Source organism: Halomonas elongata DSM 2581, from assembly GCF_000196875.2.
In the GTDB taxonomy this organism is placed as follows: Bacteria; Pseudomonadota; Gammaproteobacteria; order Pseudomonadales; family Halomonadaceae; genus Halomonas; species Halomonas elongata.
In genome coordinates, this window is record NC_014532.2 from 3091997 (window position 1) to 3107354 (window position 15358).

General features: G+C 64.5%; 16 protein-coding genes. 6 read left to right on the forward strand and 10 right to left on the reverse strand.

All coding sequences use genetic code 11. From position 1 onward, the window contains the following. Positions 1-17: 17 nt before the first annotated feature. Positions 18-839: an amidohydrolase family protein gene (locus tag HELO_RS14470; protein WP_013333389.1), complete on the reverse strand. Its 822-nt coding sequence runs from the start codon at positions 837-839 to the stop codon at positions 18-20. 168 nt (positions 840-1007) lie between these two features. Here HELO_RS14470 and HELO_RS14475 point away from each other — a divergent pair, with 168 nt between their 5' ends. Next, complete coding sequence (locus tag HELO_RS14475; protein ID WP_041602173.1) at positions 1008-1745, forward strand: GntR family transcriptional regulator; 738 nt, start codon at positions 1008-1010, stop codon at positions 1743-1745. A gap of 188 nt (positions 1746-1933) precedes the next feature. On the opposite strand, the gene HELO_RS14480 is transcribed toward HELO_RS14475, so the two are convergent. The 3 genes from HELO_RS14480 to zwf are packed head-to-tail and all read right to left on the reverse strand — an operon-like array spanning position 1934 to position 4821. Then, positions 1934-2596 (reverse strand): bifunctional 4-hydroxy-2-oxoglutarate aldolase/2-dehydro-3-deoxy-phosphogluconate aldolase, encoded by a 663-nt coding sequence (locus tag HELO_RS14480; protein ID WP_013333391.1) that lies wholly within the window; start codon positions 2594-2596, stop codon positions 1934-1936. A gap of 37 nt (positions 2597-2633) precedes the next feature. Continuing rightward, positions 2634-3308: a 6-phosphogluconolactonase gene (gene pgl / locus HELO_RS14485; RefSeq protein WP_013333392.1), complete on the reverse strand. Its 675-nt coding sequence runs from the start codon at positions 3306-3308 to the stop codon at positions 2634-2636. Position 3309: 1 nt separating this feature from the next. Continuing rightward, positions 3310-4821 carry a glucose-6-phosphate dehydrogenase gene (zwf, locus tag HELO_RS14490; RefSeq protein ID WP_109637508.1) on the reverse strand — a complete coding sequence of 504 codons (1512 nt, stop codon included), beginning with the start codon at positions 4819-4821 and terminating at the stop codon, positions 3310-3312. A 234-nt stretch (positions 4822-5055) separates the two neighbouring features. Here zwf and hexR point away from each other — a divergent pair, with 234 nt between their 5' ends. The 4 genes from hexR (at position 5056) to HELO_RS14510 (ending at position 9099) form a co-directional block, all read left to right on the forward strand. Next, the gene (hexR, locus tag HELO_RS14495) at positions 5056-5913 is read left to right on the forward strand and encodes a transcriptional regulator HexR (protein ID WP_013333394.1); all 858 of its coding nucleotides are present in this window, start codon (positions 5056-5058) and stop codon (positions 5911-5913) included. 66 nt (positions 5914-5979) lie between these two features. Next, positions 5980-6837 (forward strand): putative selenate ABC transporter substrate-binding protein, encoded by an 858-nt coding sequence (locus HELO_RS14500; protein WP_013333395.1) that lies wholly within the window; start codon positions 5980-5982, stop codon positions 6835-6837. 1 nt (position 6838) lies between these two features. Next, positions 6839-7585: an ATP-binding cassette domain-containing protein gene (locus HELO_RS14505; protein ID WP_013333396.1), complete on the forward strand. Its 747-nt coding sequence runs from the start codon at positions 6839-6841 to the stop codon at positions 7583-7585. Continuing rightward, on the forward strand, positions 7582-9099 hold the full coding sequence (locus HELO_RS14510; RefSeq protein WP_013333397.1) for a PhnE/PtxC family ABC transporter permease: 1518 nt from the start codon (positions 7582-7584) through the stop codon (positions 9097-9099). The genes HELO_RS14505 and HELO_RS14510 overlap by 4 nt, the downstream gene beginning before the upstream one ends. On the opposite strand, the gene HELO_RS14515 is transcribed toward HELO_RS14510, so the two are convergent. Continuing rightward, complete coding sequence (locus HELO_RS14515; protein WP_013333398.1) at positions 9096-9455, reverse strand: RidA family protein; 360 nt, start codon at positions 9453-9455, stop codon at positions 9096-9098. The genes HELO_RS14510 and HELO_RS14515 overlap by 4 nt on opposite strands. A gap of 126 nt (positions 9456-9581) precedes the next feature. On the opposite strand from HELO_RS14515, the gene HELO_RS19405 reads away from it, so the two are divergent. After that, a complete protein-coding gene (locus HELO_RS19405) occupies positions 9582-9716 on the forward strand; it encodes a hypothetical protein (RefSeq protein ID WP_013333399.1) in 135 nt (44 codons plus the stop codon). A 7-nt stretch (positions 9717-9723) separates the two neighbouring features. Here the strand turns inward: HELO_RS19405 and HELO_RS14520 are convergent, their stop codons facing one another. The 5 genes from HELO_RS14520 to HELO_RS14540 all read right to left on the reverse strand — a co-directional run bounded on the left by HELO_RS14520 (position 9724) and on the right by HELO_RS14540 (position 15313). Continuing rightward, positions 9724-10578: a universal stress protein gene (locus tag HELO_RS14520; RefSeq protein ID WP_013333400.1), complete on the reverse strand. Its 855-nt coding sequence runs from the start codon at positions 10576-10578 to the stop codon at positions 9724-9726. Between the two features lie 153 nt (positions 10579-10731). Continuing rightward, entirely contained in the window at positions 10732-12222 is a 1491-nt protein-coding gene (locus HELO_RS14525; protein ID WP_013333401.1) for a SulP family inorganic anion transporter, read from the reverse strand. Positions 12223-12634: 412 nt separating this feature from the next. Further along, positions 12635-13438 carry a slipin family protein gene (locus HELO_RS14530; RefSeq protein ID WP_013333402.1) on the reverse strand — a complete coding sequence of 268 codons (804 nt, stop codon included), beginning with the start codon at positions 13436-13438 and terminating at the stop codon, positions 12635-12637. Then, positions 13435-14955: an NfeD family protein gene (locus tag HELO_RS14535; RefSeq protein WP_013333403.1), complete on the reverse strand. Its 1521-nt coding sequence runs from the start codon at positions 14953-14955 to the stop codon at positions 13435-13437. The genes HELO_RS14530 and HELO_RS14535 overlap by 4 nt, the downstream gene beginning before the upstream one ends. Before the next feature lie 55 nt (positions 14956-15010). After that, on the reverse strand, positions 15011-15313 hold the full coding sequence (locus HELO_RS14540; RefSeq protein ID WP_013333404.1) for a putative quinol monooxygenase: 303 nt from the start codon (positions 15311-15313) through the stop codon (positions 15011-15013). Positions 15314-15358: the final 45 nt, after the last annotated feature.

Here is a 15358-nt window from a genome sequence, read left to right on the forward strand (position 1 = left end):
CGTGCAGTGCAAGATGTTCACAGCCCAAATATCTCGCGCGGGTTATCGACCAGAATCTTCCGCCGCAGCGACGGATCCATGACCAATCTTTCCAGCAACTGCCACTGGCCCCGATAGTTCTGCTGCGCCTCATGGCGCGTATGCGGCCAGTCGCTGCCCCATAGCAGGCGCTCTTCCGCGAGCCCCGCTCGCAACATCTCCTCCAGCCACTCCCCTGCCCGCTCAAGCGTCAGGTCACTGCGATACATCGCCGATAGCTTCACCCAGACCCGATCATCGGCAAGCCGTTCGAGGAAGGCTCGATGGCCATTGGTCGTCCCCTTCCGCATGTCGGCGGGAAGACCAAAGTGGTCGACCACCACCGCGGCGCCGGATGGCAACACCATCTCCATGACTTCGGAGAGATCATCGATCTGGCGCTGAATCTCGATCTGCCAGTGACGTGCCGCTACACGCTCGAACAGCCGGCGCCACTCGACTCCGGTGTAATCCGAAAGCGACTTGCCGACCAGGTTGAGGCGAATACCGACCACACCGACGGTATCCAGTTCGTCCAGGACACTGTCGGTGACATCCGGCGCCACCACGGCCACCCCTCGCAACCGCCGGGGATGCGCGCGCAGGGACTCGACCATGAAGCTGTTGTCGGTGCCCAGAAAGCTGGGCTGGATCAGGACGCCATGCGACAGGCCAGCATGATCCAGGTGAGCCAGATAGCTATCCACCGATGCCGAGTAGTCAGGGTTGTAGCGTCGATCTGCCGCCAGCGACAAACCGGGCTGGAAGACATGCGCGTGACTGTCCACGCCAGTGACTGAGGGAAATGGTGCAGGCCCCATGAAAACCTATCCTCCGTAGGGTAAGCGCTTGCAGCGTCAAATTCATATATTCATATATTCATCTATATGAATAGCACCCTACCAAAGATATGGCCCCAGAAGTCGAGGACTACGACTAAAGGTGGTAACGTCAGTATCACCCTGCTGCCTTGTCATATGGATATCTATATGAAAACCCGTACGTTACGCGCCGATGAGCGGCTACCGCTGTATCAGCGGCTGCGCGAAGAAATTCAGGCGCGTATATCCTCCGGCGAATGGAAGCCCGATACCCCCATCCCGACGGAAGCCGAGCTTGCGCGAGAATATGGCGTAGCCGTAGGCACCGTACGCAAGGCAGTGGACACTCTGGTCAACGACGGATTGCTGCAACGTAACCAGGGGCGCGGCACCTTTGTCAGGCGCCCGGATTTCGAAAGTTCCTTTCTGCGCTTCTTTCGTCAGACCAATGCCGCGGGTGAGCGCACTGTTCCGGAAGGTCAGGTGATCGAACGCCGCATTGCCGTACCTCCCGGCTATGTCAGTGACGCACTCGACCTCCCACCGCAAGCCGAAACCATCCATCTCAAGCGCATCAGACGCATCGAGGGAATCCCGACCCTGTGCGAGGACATCTGGCTGCCCTACAGCCGGTTCCAGGCACTGGCCGAGATTCCGTTGCAGTCCTTCGGCAACCTGCTCTATCCCTTCTATGAGCACGAATGCGGTCAATTGATCGCGGCGGCCAAGGAATCACTGCGCGTTTCATGCGCCGACCGGCAGACCGCTACCGCTCTGGAGATCACCGTGGGTTCCCCCGTGGTGATCATCGACCGTATCGCTCAGGGCTATGACCATACGCCGCTCGAATACCGGCGCTCCCGCGGCGGCGCCAGCACCTTTCATTACCAGATAGATATTTCCTGACCCAAGTCGGCTTTATACGGTCGTCAGGTTCGCGAAAGCATCGTCAGGCGCGAGCCACACCGCCCCCTGAACCACGGGGACCGTCGAAAGATCAGCGATAAAAAAAGCCGGCCCTGAGGGCCGGCAAGAAAGAGACAGCTCCAGGCTGCCGAGAGAGATCGTGGAACCACGATTCAGATCATCGCGGTTCAGTGGTGAAAACGTTGCGCCGCTTCCTTGGCCAGCTCACGGATGCTGTTCCAGTCTCCGGCTTCGACCAGCGGAGTCGGCGTCAACCAGGAACCGCCCACGCACATCACGTTGTTGAGCGCCAGGTAGTCATCGGCGTTGTCCAGGGTGATGCCGCCGGTGGGGCAGAAACGAGCCTCGGGAATCGGTCCGGCGAAGGCCTTGAGCGCCTTGACGCCGCCACTGGCCTCGGCCGGGAAGAACTTGAAGCGGCGGTAGCCGAACTGCCAGCCGATCATCAATTCGGAGACGGTGGCCACGCCGGGCAGCATCGGCACCGGGCTGCTCACGCCATGGCGATACAGCGCCTCGGTGGTGCCCGGTGTCACCACGAAATCGGCACCGACCTGCTCGGCCTGACGGTACTGGGCGGGTGTCAGCACCGTACCGATCCCGACGCTGGCCTGGGGCAGCGCTTCCTTGATGCGACGCGTGGCTTCCAGGGCGCAGTCGGTGCGCAGGGTGACCTCGAGCACGCTCAGCCCCCCTTCGACCAGGGCCTTCGCCAGCGGCACGGCATCTTCCACGCGCCGGATGGCCAGCACCGGAATCACCTCGGCCTTGAGGCAGATGCTGTCGAGTTCGGTGGTTCGCGTGGACGGCAGTTGCTTGTCGATGGTCATGTGATTCTCCGTGATGCGGGGCCGGTGACGGTATGGTTCAAGGGGCCCAGTAGATACCCAGCGGGCTGGCCAGAAAGGCACGGATCGGCAACGCCCGGGTGTCATCGCCGGCCAGCGCCTTGCCCAGCACATCGCGCTTCGACTCGCCGGTGATGTGCAGGAAGTGTCGGTATGCCTGATGCAGCCTGTCGGCGCTCAGGCTGATGCGGGGCTGCGGCTGGCTGGGCGTGCGCACTGCCACCACCGGCTCGGCGGTGGACAGCGCCAGGTCCAGCTCGCGACTGTCCGGAAACAATGAGGCGGTATGGCCGTCGCCACCCATGCCCAGCACCACGGCACTGGCCGGCCAGGCCAGGCCGCTGACGCGCTCGGCCACCTCGGCCACGCCTTGCTCGGGCGTGGCGGCCTCGCTGGTCAGGGGCACGAAACGCGCCTGACGCGCCTCGCCGCGCAGCAGGTGCTCACGCACCAGCCGTGCATTGCTGTCATCGTCGCTCTCCGCCACCCATCGCTCGTCGGCAAGGGTCACCTCGACGCGCGACCAGGGCAGCGGCATATCCGCCAGGGCGCGCAGGAAAGGCACCGGGGTCGAACCGCCGGATACCACCAGCAGCACCTTGTCCCGCTCCGCCAGATCGCTCCTCAGGGCCTCGGCCACGGCTTCGGCGAGCTGGCCGGAGAGTCGTTCGCGTGGAGCCTGCTCGAGTGTCATGTCAGTAATCCTCATACCAGCTACGGCCATCCTGGGTGATCATGGCGATCGAGGCCACGGGCCCCCAGGAACCGGCCGGATAGCGACGGGGCAATTCATCGCGCTCCCGCCAGGCGTTGATCAGGCTGTCGCACCACTTCCAGGCATGCTCGACCTCGTCGCGGCGCACGAACAGATACTGCTGTCCCTTCATTACTTCCAGCAACAGACGCTCGTAGGCATCGGGAATCCGCGTCTTGGAAAAGGCGCTGTTGAAATCCAGGTGAAGCGGGCCGGGGCGCAGCCGCATGCCCTTGTCCAGGCCGCTATCCTTGGTCAGCACCTGAAGGGCGATTCCTTCGTCCGGCTGCAGGCGGATCACCAGCTTGTTGGCGGCCAGGGCGCGCTGGTCGGGGTCGAAGATATAGTGCGGCTGCTGGCGGAAGTGAATGACGATCTGCGAGAGCTTCTCGGGCATGCGCTTGCCGGTGCGCAGGTAAAAGGGCACGCCCGCCCAGCGCCAGTTGGACACTTCGGCCTTCATCGCCACGAAGGTCTCGGTATGGCTCTCGGTATTGGCATCGGGCTCTTCGAGATAGCCCGGCACATTGACGCCATCGCTGGTGCCGGCGATGTATTGGCCGCGCACCACGTCGCGCCCCAGCATGTCGTCGGTGAACGGCTTGAGCGCCTTGAGCACCTTGACCTTCTCGTCGCGAATGGCATCGGCATCGAGGTTAGCGGGCGGATCCATGGCGATGAGGCAGATCAGCTGCAGCAGATGGTTCTGCACCATGTCGCGCAGTTGGCCGGCCTGGTCGAAGTAGCCCCAGCGACCCTCGATGCCAACCTTCTCGGCCACGGTGATCTCCACATGGGAAATGTGGCTCTGGTTCCACTGGGTGCCGAACAGCGGATTGGCGAAACGCAGCGCGATCAGGTTCTGGACGGTTTCCTTGCCCAGGTAATGATCGATGCGATAGATGCGGGACTCGGGGAAGACCGCGCCGATGGCGTCATTGATCTCGGCGGAAGACTCCAGGTCATAGCCGATCGGCTTCTCGACCACCACGCGACTGCGCTCGTCGAGACTGCCACTGTCCTGGAGATAACGGCAGATATCGCCATACAGGCTGGCACCCACCGCCAGGTAGATGACCATGGGGCGTTCGCCGGCACCCTGACGCCATTCGCGGATCTCTGCATAACCTTCGGGCTGGGTGGCGTCCAGGCAGCGGTAATCGAGCCGGGTCAGGAAGCGCTTGAGCGAGGCACGATCCAGTTCCTCGCCGGGAACGTACTGCTTGAGCGCCGACTCCACGCGGGACTTGAAGCCATCGAGGCTCTCATCCTGGCGCGCCACGCCAAGCAGCCGGGTGCTCGTGGCCAGCAGGTTCTCCCGCTCGAGATGATACAACGCGGGGTACAGCTTGCGCTGCGACAGATCGCCCAGCGCGCCGAACAGCACGAAATCGACCTCCGTTCCGGCAGCGTCGGAGGACCGCGCCGACCGGGACCGCGTGTCTTGACTCATGTCCGCCCCCATCTGGTTAACTTAACAAAATAATAGCGCATTTCAGCGCTAATCGACAAAAATATTCTGTAAAATTACTACTAAAGACAAAGCGTTCATCACCCGTTCAGTGACTCACTATGGCCTCTTCTTGCGCTGCCGCGCTAGGATACCGAGCATAATGTAGTTAAATCACCACCTGGGTGGTGCCGTCAGTCCGGGCATCGGCCCGCCATCATGGAGACTTTTCTGCCCATGGTCAGTCACGATCTGCTGGACCGCATTCGTCACCGACTCGACGAGCTCAATCGCTCCGAGCGCAAGGTCGCCGACGTCATCCTCGCCGACCCGGGCGCCGCCACCAGCATGAGCATCGCCAGTCTGGCGCATGCCGCTTCGGTCAGCGAGCCCACGGTCAACCGGTTCTGCCGCAGCTTCGATGCCAAGGGCTATCCCGACTTCAAGATCAAGCTGGCACAGAGCCTCGCCGGCGGCACGCCCTATGTCAGCCAGGCGGTGGAACCCGGCGATAGCGCCGAGGGTTACACCAGCAAGATCTTCGGCGCCACCATCGCCGCCCTCGACCTGGCCCGGCGCGAGACCGACTCGGCCCGGGTCGAGCGCGTCGTCGACTACCTCACCCAGGCCAAGCAATTGCACTTCTTCGGCCTCGGCGCCTCCGGGGCCGTGGCCCAGGATGCCCAGCACAAGTTCTTCCGCTTCAATATTCCCGTCTCGGCCTATATCGATGTGCTGATGCAACGCATGGTAGCCGCCGCCTGCCATACCGGCGATGTCGTGGTCGTGCTCTCCTACACGGGACGTACCCGCGAGCTGGTCGACATCGCCGCCCAGGCCCGCGCCAATGGCGCCATCGTGCTGGGCATCACCGACCCGAACTCGCCATTGGCCGACCAGTGCACCGAGATCCTGGCGGTCAGCGCCCCGGAAGACACCGAGCACTACATGCCGATGACCTCGCGCATGATCCAGCTGGCCTTGATCGATGTCCTGGCCACCGGCGTCACCCTGCGGCGCGGTGAGGACTTCCTGCCGCATCTGAAGAAGATCAAGGACAGCCTGAAGGAAACGCGCTACCCGGCATCGCGTTGAGGGCCGCTTGCCAAGTCATCGGCGAGCCACAACAATGACGTCTTCTTTCCTTTCAGGAGACCGCCGATGCGCTGGATCGCCGCCACCGCCGCTGCCCTGGCCCTGCTCGCCCAAGGGGCGCAGGCCGAGGAGACCTTCCGCTTCACCGCCATTCCCGACGAGGACCAGTCGCGTCTGGTCGAACGCTTCTCGAAGGTCGCCGACTATCTCGAGGAGCAGTTGGACGTCGAAGTCGAGTACGTGCCGGTGAAGTCCTACGGCGCTGCGGTCACGGCCTTTCGCAACGATCAGGTGCAACTGGCCTGGTTCGGCGGCCTCTCCGGCGTTCAGGCGCGCCGCCTGGTGCCGGATTCCCGGGCGCTCGCCCAGGGCAAGGAGGATGCCGAGTTCAAGAGCTATTTCATCGCTCACCGCTCCACCGGCCTGGAACCCGCCGACGAGCTGCCGAGCGACATTCATGATCTGAGCTTCACTTTCGGCTCCAAGACCTCGACCTCCGGCCGGCTGATGCCCGAGCACTTCCTGCGCCAGCGCTTCGACGAGGCGCCCGAGGCGATCTTCTCGCGGGTCGGCTTCTCCGGCGACCATTCACGCACCATCTCCCTGGTCGAGTCCGGCACCTACGAGCTCGGCGCCGTCAACTACGCCGTCTGGGAGGCCGCCGTCGAGGACGAGCGCGTCGATACCGACAAGGTCGAGGTGATCTGGTCGACACCCAGCTACCCGGACTACCAGTGGACCCTGCGCGGCGATGCCGATGAGCGTTTCGGCGATGGCTTCGGCGACCGGGTCCGCGATGCCCTGCTGTCGATGGACGATCCCGAGCTGCTCGAGAGCTTCCCGCGTTCGGCCTTCATTCCCGCGGACAACGCCATGTACGCGCCCATCGAGCAGGTGGCGGAATCCCTCGGCCTGCTGCGCTGACATGCCGGAACGTCACGCCCCGCTCCTGGCCCTGGAAGGCATCGACCTCGGCCACGGCGACCAGGTGGTGCTGCCGCGCCTGAGCCTGACCCTGCGCCCCGGCGAGCGCGTCGCCCTGCTCGGCCCCAGTGGCGCCGGCAAGTCGACGCTGCTGGCAGCACTGCGCGCCCGGCTGGGCGATGACGTTGCCTGGTGCCCGCAACATCATGGCCTGGTGCCGGGGCTGGCGGTGTATCACAACATCTACATGGGGCGTCTGGCCGAACATTCGGCCCTGGCCAACCTGTGGAACTTGGTGCGCCCGTTGCGCGGGCCCTGGCGAGAAATCGCCGAACTCTGCGGGCAACTCGGTATCGCCGAGCTGATGCGGCGTCCGGTGGGGCAACTGTCCGGCGGCCAGCGCCAGCGCACCGCCATCGGCCGCGCCCTCTACCAGCGACGCCGCCTGTTCCTTGGCGACGAGCCGGTGGCCAGCGTCGACCCTCACCAGGCGCTTCGCCTGCTCTCATTGATCGATGCGCAGCACGACACCTGCGTCATCGCCCTGCATCAACGCGAACTGGCGCTGTCCCATTTCGACCGGGTCTGGGGGCTGCGAGACGGCCGTCTGGCGCTCGACGCGCCGGCCGACGAGTTGAACCTCGACGATCTGGATGCACTTTATCCCGACGCCGAGACGCCGGCGCGTTCCGTCCAACAGGAGACGCCGGCGACGCGCCCGCTGCCCTGCTACCGGGGGCGCGTGTGAGCTCGAGCGCCACCCCGCCCGCTCGTCCGCGCTGGCTCACCGGCAACGCCCAGGGGCCTCGCCTGGCCCGCCATACCCTGACGCTGGTGGCACTGGCGCTGCTCCTGCTGCCCCTGGCGGACCTCTCGGTGATCACCCGAGAGCCATGGACAGAACTCGCGCGCATGGTCCAGGGGCTCGCCTGGCCGGCCTGGGGCGCCGTGGAATCGCCCATTCATGCCCTGGGCCTGACCATCGCGGTCGCCCTCTGGGGCACACTGGCCGGGGTGGTGCTCGGCTTTCCCCTGGCATTGCTTTTCGCCCGGTCGCGCCTGGTGCGCGCCGGCTGTGCCTTCCTGCGCGCCATTCACGAGCTGTTCTGGGCCTTGCTGTTCCTGCAGGTGTTCGGGCTCTCGGCCCTCACTGCCCTGGCCGCCCTGGCCATTCCCTACGCCGGCATCTTCGCCAAGGTCTATGCCGAGATCCTCGAGCAGACGCCCCGGGCACCCGGCGATGCCCTGCCCCCCGGGGTCGGCCGGCTCGTCCGCTTCGCCTATACCGAGTTACCGCTGGCCTGGCCACGACTGGCCGCCTATACCCGCTACCGCTTCGAGTGCGGCCTGCGCGCCAGCGTGCTGCTGGGCTTCGTCGGCCTGCCGACCCTAGGGTTCCAGCTCGAGACCGCCTTCCGCGAAGGCCGCTACCACGAGGCCGGCGCCCTGCTCTGGCTGTTCTATCTGCTGATCGCCAGCCTGCCCTGGTGGAGCCACCGGCGCTTGTTGCCGGTACTCGCCATCGGTGGCGCCTTGTTGCTCGGCCCCTGGCCGTCGGTGGACGGCGCCTTGCTATGGCGCTTCGTCAGCCAGGATATCTGGCCCCGCCCGCTGCTCGAAGGCGACTGGCCGGGGCTCGTCACCTGGCTGACGCGGATCCCCGACCTGGCTCCGGCCATCGGCAACACCCTGCTGCTCGGCCTGCTGGGGACGGTGGGCAGCCTGCTGGTGGCACTCGCCATGTGGCCGCTGGCCAGCCGCCACTTCGGCAATCGCGTCTCGCGGCTGGCAGGCAAGGGGCTGCTGGTGCTGCTGCGTTCCACGCCGGAGCTGATGCTGGCGTTCATCTTCCTGCTGCTGCTGGGCCCCTCGATGCTGCCGGCCTGGCTGGCGCTGGCCCTGCACAACGGCGCCCTGATCGCCTTTCTCATCGCGCGTCATGCCGACAGCCTGACGCCCGGCATGGCCAACCTGCCCGCCTCGGGGCGCCTGGCCTACGAGCTGCTGCCGCGCCTCTACCCGAGCCTGCTGGCACTGCTCTACTACCGCGCCGAGGTGATCCTGCGCGAAACGGCGATACTCGGCATGCTGGGCGTGGCCACCCTGGGCTACTACATCGACGAGAACTTCCAGTACCTGATGTTCGACGTAGCCTGCTTCCTGCTGCTGGTGACCGCCGCTCTCAATATCGCCGTGGACGCCCTGTCGCGACGCTTCAGGCCGAAGGAAGCTCCACTGGAAGTACCCGGGATGGATGCTTAGGCTTTTACCAGGGCAGTAACCGTGATCTCCACCTTCAACTCATCGGCGGGCATCGGCGCGCAGACACAGGTGCGAGCCGGGGCGTGACCTTCGGGCACCCAGGCGTCCCAGACGGCGTTCATGGCGGCGAAGTCGCCGCCATCCTTGAGATAGATGGTGGCCGAGAGCAGGTGCTCGCGGTCGGAGCCGATCTCGGTCAGCAGGGCATCGACGCGGGCCAGCATGCTTTCGGTCTGGGCGGTGATGTCGCCATGGCGCGCCTCGGGACCGGCCACCTGGCCGCACAGATAGGCGACGCCGTTGTGGATGACGGCGCGGCTCATGCGGGCCTTGGTGTCGTGGCGTTGAATGCTCATTCGGTTTCTCCTGGATAAAGTGGGTCGAGGCGGCATATTACCCTAGAAAAGCACGAACAAGCAGCGCACATCACCCGCTCAATCGGCACAGTCGATGCATTTCAATGCCAGCGGATCTCAGTTCAGGTGCTTGGCGCCGATCCACTCGCCGCACTCAAGGTGACACAGCTCTATCTTCTGCCCTATGTGGCGGCGCTGCTGGCCGGCGGCTGGGGAATCGCCCAGCCGGTACTGGCCACGCCGGACACCCGGGGCGCCTGACGCTCATCTAACGCAACAGCAATACGGGCACCTCGGCCCGTTGCAGCATGACCGTGGTGGTGCTGCCCACCAGCAGGTGCCGGATGCGGGAATGGCCGTAGGCGCCCATCACCAGCAGGTCGATGTTCTGTTCTTCCTGATAGGCGTGCAGGGTCGGCTCGACATCGCCGGCACGAATGGCGCCTTCTGCCTCATGGCCGGCGTCGCGCAGCGTCTTCAGGGCCCAGTCGAGTTGCGAGCGGTTGTCGCCGGTTTCGGCGCCGACGATCACCACGTGCACCGGGATGCCCTGGAACAGCGGGCTCTGCGCCAGCATTTCCACGCCCTTGCGGGTGGTCTTGCTGCCGTCGAAGGCGATCATAACCCGCTCGGGGCGCTTGAACGTTTCCGGCACCATCAGGATTGGCCGATGCAGGCCGCGCACCACGCGCTCCAGGTTGGAACCCAAATGTTCGCGGGCCTGATGCGCCGTCTCGCCGCGCTTGCCGATCACCAGCAGGCGGATTTCCTCTTCCAGCTCGTCCAGGGTCTCGACGAGGGTGCCATTGCGCTGACGTGTCGCCGGCTCGGCCACGCCATCCTCCACGGCGCGTTCCTTGGCGGCCTGGAGCATCAGTCGCCCCCGCTCCTGGGCGATCTTGGCACGCTGTTCGTCCAGGTGCGAAAGCTCCTCGAGCAGGTGCTCCCGGGCGCCCAGGCCGATGTTGCCGGAGAGGTCCGCCTCGGCGGTCTGGGGGTGGTTGTCGACCACGTGCAGGAAGGTCAGCGGCGCATCGAGCGCCAGACTGGCCCAGGCCGCGTAGTCGCAGACACCCTCGGAAACTGGCGAGCCGTCGATGGCGGCCATGACTTGTTCTGTCATTTGTCTGTCCTGAACTGGCGTGTGTTGTCTCGTTACTCACGTTCTACACCATCGCAGCCACCACGTCACAGGGATGGCGGACACTGCGACAGTGTGCCTTCCACGCGCCACGGCCGACAGTTCCGCGCCCAGCCGTGAGCCTGGAAGAGGGCCTCAGTGTCCGCCCATCAGCTTTTCGACGGCCTCGGGATCATCGTGTATGGCATAGCGATCGACGATGGTGGCACTGGCCTCGTTCAGACCGATCAGCTCTACTTCGGTCCCTTCACGGCGGAACTTGATCACCACCCGGTCCAGCGCCTGCACGGCGGTGATGTCCCAGAAATGCGCCCGGGATAGATCGATGGTGACCTTCTCCACGCTTTCCTTGAAGTCGAAAGCGGCTGCAAACCGCTCGGAGGAAGCGAAGAATACCTGGCCAACCACCTTGTAGACCCGGCTGTGCTCGCTCTCACCTTCCTCGACGCCGATATAGAGGATATTGCCGACCTTGTTGGCGAAGAACAGCGCCGCCAGCAACACGCCGACGAAGACGCCCATGGCCAGGTTGTGGGTGCTCACCGTGACGGCCACGGTGGCCAGCATCACGATATTGGTCGAAAGCGGGTGCTTCTTGAGATCCCGGATCGAGGCCCAACTGAAGGTCCCGATGGAAACCATGATCATCACCGCCACCAGCGCGGCCATGGGAATCTGCGAGACCCAGTCGGCGAGAAATACCACCATCAGCAGCAGCATGACACCGGCGATCAGCGTCGACAGGCGGCAACGCCCGCCAGACTTGATGTTGATCACCGACTGGCCGATCATCGCGCAGCCCGCCATGCCGCCGAGCAGCCCGGCACCGATATTGGCAATGCCTTGCCCCTTGCACTCGCGATTCTTGTTGCTGGAGGTATCGGTCAACTCGTCGACGATGGTCGCGGTCATCATCGACTCGAGCAGCCCCACCACCGCCAGCATCACGGAATAGGGGAAGATGATCGACAGGGTTTCCAGGTTGAGCGGTACATCCGGCCACAGGAAGATCGGCAGGCTGTCCGGCAACTCGCCCATGTCGCCCACGGTGCGAATCTCCATGCCGGTGGCCAGATACACCCCGGTCAGCACCAGAATGCAGACCAGCGGCGACGGCAGCGCCTTGCCGATCACCGGCACATAGGGAAACAGGTAGATGATGGCGAGTCCCGCCGCGGTCATGGCGTAGACGTGCCAGGTCACGTTGGTGAGCTCGGGCAGCTGTGCCATGAAGATCAGGATCGCCAGCGCGTTGACGAAGCCGGTGACCACCGACCGCGACACGAAGCGCATCAGGTCGGCCAGACGCAGGTAGCCTGCGATGATCTGCAGCACGCCGGTCAGCAGAGTGGCAGCCAGCAGATACTGGAGCCCGTGCTCCTTGACCAGGGTGACCATCAGCAGCGCCATGGCGCCGGTGGCCGCCGAGATCATGCCCGAACGCCCGCCGGCAAAGGCGATGATCACGCAGATGGCGAAGGAGGCATAGAGGCCGATTTTGGGATCGACGCCGGCGATGATCGAGAAGGCAATGGCTTCGGGAATCAGCGCCAGGGCAACGACGATACCCGAGAGAATGTCACCCTTGAGGTTGGAGAACCAACCCAGCTTCATTTTTTCGTACATGCTACGGTCCAGTCAGGGGATGGAGGATCGTGTCACAGGACGCCGGGGGGCGAGTCATGCGCGCCTCGTCCAGCCACCTTGGCGGTGTTGTCGTCATCGATCGGGAATGGGCGAGAATCGCCCAGGCGAATGCAGGAGCATCCGGGATATCGGTGCGATATCCATGGCACCGCGGACAGCGAGGTCGCGGCTTGGAGAGGGGAAACGCTAGGGCGGCGTGGCCAGCCCTGCCAGAGGAGTCATCACGGTAGTTCGATCCCTTGCTCTGGTTTATCGGGCATGCTCTTGACCCAGCATCAAGAAGCTTCCCGGCGAGAGCGGCGCATATTATCAGAGTTCATGCCACGCCGCACTCACTCGGCTCGAACCACCGCGACGCGGTAACGTTCCGGCTTCGGCAGTCACCGGGCCATCACGGCTCGGATGCGTCATCAGCCGCTGGCGATGGCCGCGAGGACGGTTTGGCGCCGGAACCCTTGACCTTCTGGAAAGCCTCCATGATGTCGATGGGCAGCGGCACCACGATGGTGGAGGCGTTCTTGTTGCTCATGTCGTTCATCGTCTGCAGGTAACGCAACTGCAGGGCGGCCGGGTTCTCCGACATGATGTTGGCGGCCTCCACCAGCTTCTTCGAGGCCTGCAGTTCGCCCTCGGCATGGATCACCTTGGCACGCCGCTCACGCTCGGCCTCGGCCTGGCGGGCGATGGCCCGGATCATGCTGTCATCCAGGTCGACGTGCTTGATCTCCACGTTGGCCACCTTGATGCCCCAGCCCTCGGCCGAGGAGTCGATGATCTCCTGGATGTCGTCGTTGAGCCTGTCGCGCTCGGAGAGCATCTCGTCGAGGTCGTGCTTGCCCAGTACCGAGCGCAGGGTCGTCTGGGCCAGCTGGCTGGTGGCACTGACGAAGTGCTCCACCTGGATGATTGCCTTCTCCGGGTCCACGACCCGGAAATAGAGCACCGCATTGACCTTGACGGTGACGTTGTCCTGGGAGATCACGTCCTGCTCCGGCACATCCATGGTAATCACCCGCAGGTCGACCACCTGCATCTTCTGGATGGCGGGAATGATGATGACCAGCCCCGGCCCCTTGACGGACTGGAAGCGGCCCAGGAAGAACACCACGCCGCGCTTGTACTCCGGCAGGATGCGAATCGAGGCCGCCAGCAACAGCAGAACCAGGACGGCCGGCACGAGATAGGAAAGCATCATGACGCATTCTCCTCATCGTTGACGCCCGAGGGGCCCTCCCCCGAGGCGGTATCGGTGGGCTCGACCACGACCGTCAGGCCATCCATGTCGACCACCCGCACGACCTGCCCGGGCTGGAGGAATACCTCGCTGCGGGCATTCCAGCGCTCACCGTGCAGTCGCACATGGCCCTCGCCCCGGAACCCTTCGAGCGCCCGGGCCTCGCTGCCCAGCAGCTCTTCCTGCCCGGTGCGCGCGGGGCGTCGGCGCAGGCCCATGAAACGGGTCACGACCCACAGCATCAAGCCTGCCGCCACCAGAGCCACGCCGCCGATCAGGGGCAATGATATGTTCAGGGTATCTGCGTCCATCAGCATCACCGATCCGATAACGAAGGCCACGATGCCGCCCATGCCGAGGATGCCGAAGCTCGGCATCAGGGCTTCGCCGACGATCAGCCCCATCCCGACCAGGATCAATGCCAGGCCGGCATAGTTAACGGGTAGCACCTGAAAGGCGAACAACGCCAGTAACAGCGAGATGATGCCCACGGTACCGGGCACCAGGCTGCCGGGATTGGAAAGCTCGAAGATCAGGCCGTAGAAGCCGATGATCATCAGGAAATAGGCGACATTGGGATTGGTGATCACCGCCAGCAGCCGGGTACGCCAGTCCGGGTCGAAGCGCTGGATGGCCAGCCCTTCGGTGGCCAGGGTGCGCTGGCCATCGGCCATGACCACCTCGCGGCCGTCGATCTGGGTGAGCAGGTCATCGAGGTCGCTGGCCACCACATCGATGACATTACGCTCCAGCGCCTCCTTGGCAGTCAGGTTGTGCGCCTCGCGCACCGCGGATTCGGCCCAGTCGGCGTTGCGTCCGTGCCGCTCGGCCAGGGAGCGGATATAGGCGACGGCATCCTCCAGCACCTTGCGCTCCATGGCGGTCTCGCCACGACGCTTGTCCGAATCGCCGTTCTCCGAGGCCTGCGGCGTGTCGGATGTTTCTTCCGCTTCGGTGCCACCGGCATCATCGCCGGCGGCCTCATCTTCGTCCGGCGTTTCGGGCTCGCCGCCGATGCCCGGCACGCCACCGCCCCCGAGCTGGACCGGCGTGGCCGAGCCCATGTGGGTCGACGGCGCCATGGCCGCCACATGGCTGGCATACAGCAGATAGGTACCGGCACTGGCAGCCCGGGCACCGGCAGGCGCGACATAGAAGGCTACCGGCACGTCGGACGCAAGCATGGCGCTGATCATGTCGCGCATCGAGGCATCCAGGCCGCCCGGTGTATCGAGACGCACGATCACCAGTTCGGCGCCGTCCGCCTCGGCGATCTCCAGTCCGCGCTGGAAGTAATCGCTGGTGGCGGGACCGATGGCTCCCTCGAGCGTCATCACCAGCGCCGAGCCTCTCTCCTGCCCGCGCTCCGCCTGCTGGGCCACGGCCTGCCACGCCAGCAGGGCGCCTGCCAACAGCAGGCAGGCCAGGCACAGCCAGATGACGGAACGCCGCTGATGCTGCCTCGGCTCGCGATACATGCGCCTCACCTCGACACGGGAGACAAAGTGAACCGCCCCGCCGTTCCCTCGGCTCTCAGCGCTCGGGATTCATCGCCAGCACATCGGCGCGAATCACCTTCTGCTCGGCGATCAGTTCGTTGACGATCGCGCGACTCTCCTTGTAGTGGGACGTTTCCTTGTGGGCCACCAGGGCCTGTTGATCAGTGTAGATCTCATAGAGGTGAATGAGGTCCGGTTCATCGCGATCTTCGATCACATCGAAGGCATGGCAGCCGGGCTCCTCGCGCACCGACGCCTCGGCATTGGGCAGCATGGCCTCGAGAAAGCGCTCCCGGGTGCCGGGCTTGAGGCGGGTCTGGACGATGATGCAGTACATGGCGATCTCCCTGGGGTTGTGGAACGATGCTATTTATGAAAATAT

Excerpts from the sequence above, each read along its gene's own strand:
- HELO_RS14470 (WP_013333389.1), bottom strand. The coding sequence starts at position 839 with ATGGGGCCTGCACCATTTCCCTCAGTCACTGGCGTGGACAGTCACGCG.
- HELO_RS14475 (WP_041602173.1), top strand. The coding sequence starts at position 1,008 with ATGAAAACCCGTACGTTACGCGCCGATGAGCGGCTACCGCTGTATCAG.
- HELO_RS14480 (WP_013333391.1), bottom strand. The coding sequence starts at position 2,596 with ATGACCATCGACAAGCAACTGCCGTCCACGCGAACCACCGAACTCGAC.
- pgl (WP_013333392.1), bottom strand. The coding sequence starts at position 3,308 with ATGACACTCGAGCAGGCTCCACGCGAACGACTCTCCGGCCAGCTCGCC.
- zwf (WP_109637508.1), bottom strand. The coding sequence starts at position 4,821 with ATGAGTCAAGACACGCGGTCCCGGTCGGCGCGGTCCTCCGACGCTGCC.
- hexR (WP_013333394.1), top strand. The coding sequence starts at position 5,056 with ATGGTCAGTCACGATCTGCTGGACCGCATTCGTCACCGACTCGACGAG.
- HELO_RS14500 (WP_013333395.1), top strand. The coding sequence starts at position 5,980 with ATGCGCTGGATCGCCGCCACCGCCGCTGCCCTGGCCCTGCTCGCCCAA.
- HELO_RS14505 (WP_013333396.1), top strand. The coding sequence starts at position 6,839 with ATGCCGGAACGTCACGCCCCGCTCCTGGCCCTGGAAGGCATCGACCTC.
- HELO_RS14515 (WP_013333398.1), bottom strand. The coding sequence starts at position 9,455 with ATGAGCATTCAACGCCACGACACCAAGGCCCGCATGAGCCGCGCCGTC.
- HELO_RS14520 (WP_013333400.1), bottom strand. The coding sequence starts at position 10,578 with ATGACAGAACAAGTCATGGCCGCCATCGACGGCTCGCCAGTTTCCGAG.
- HELO_RS14525 (WP_013333401.1), bottom strand. The coding sequence starts at position 12,222 with ATGTACGAAAAAATGAAGCTGGGTTGGTTCTCCAACCTCAAGGGTGAC.
- HELO_RS14530 (WP_013333402.1), bottom strand. The coding sequence starts at position 13,438 with ATGATGCTTTCCTATCTCGTGCCGGCCGTCCTGGTTCTGCTGTTGCTG.
- HELO_RS14535 (WP_013333403.1), bottom strand. The coding sequence starts at position 14,955 with ATGTATCGCGAGCCGAGGCAGCATCAGCGGCGTTCCGTCATCTGGCTG.
- HELO_RS14540 (WP_013333404.1), bottom strand. The coding sequence starts at position 15,313 with ATGTACTGCATCATCGTCCAGACCCGCCTCAAGCCCGGCACCCGGGAG.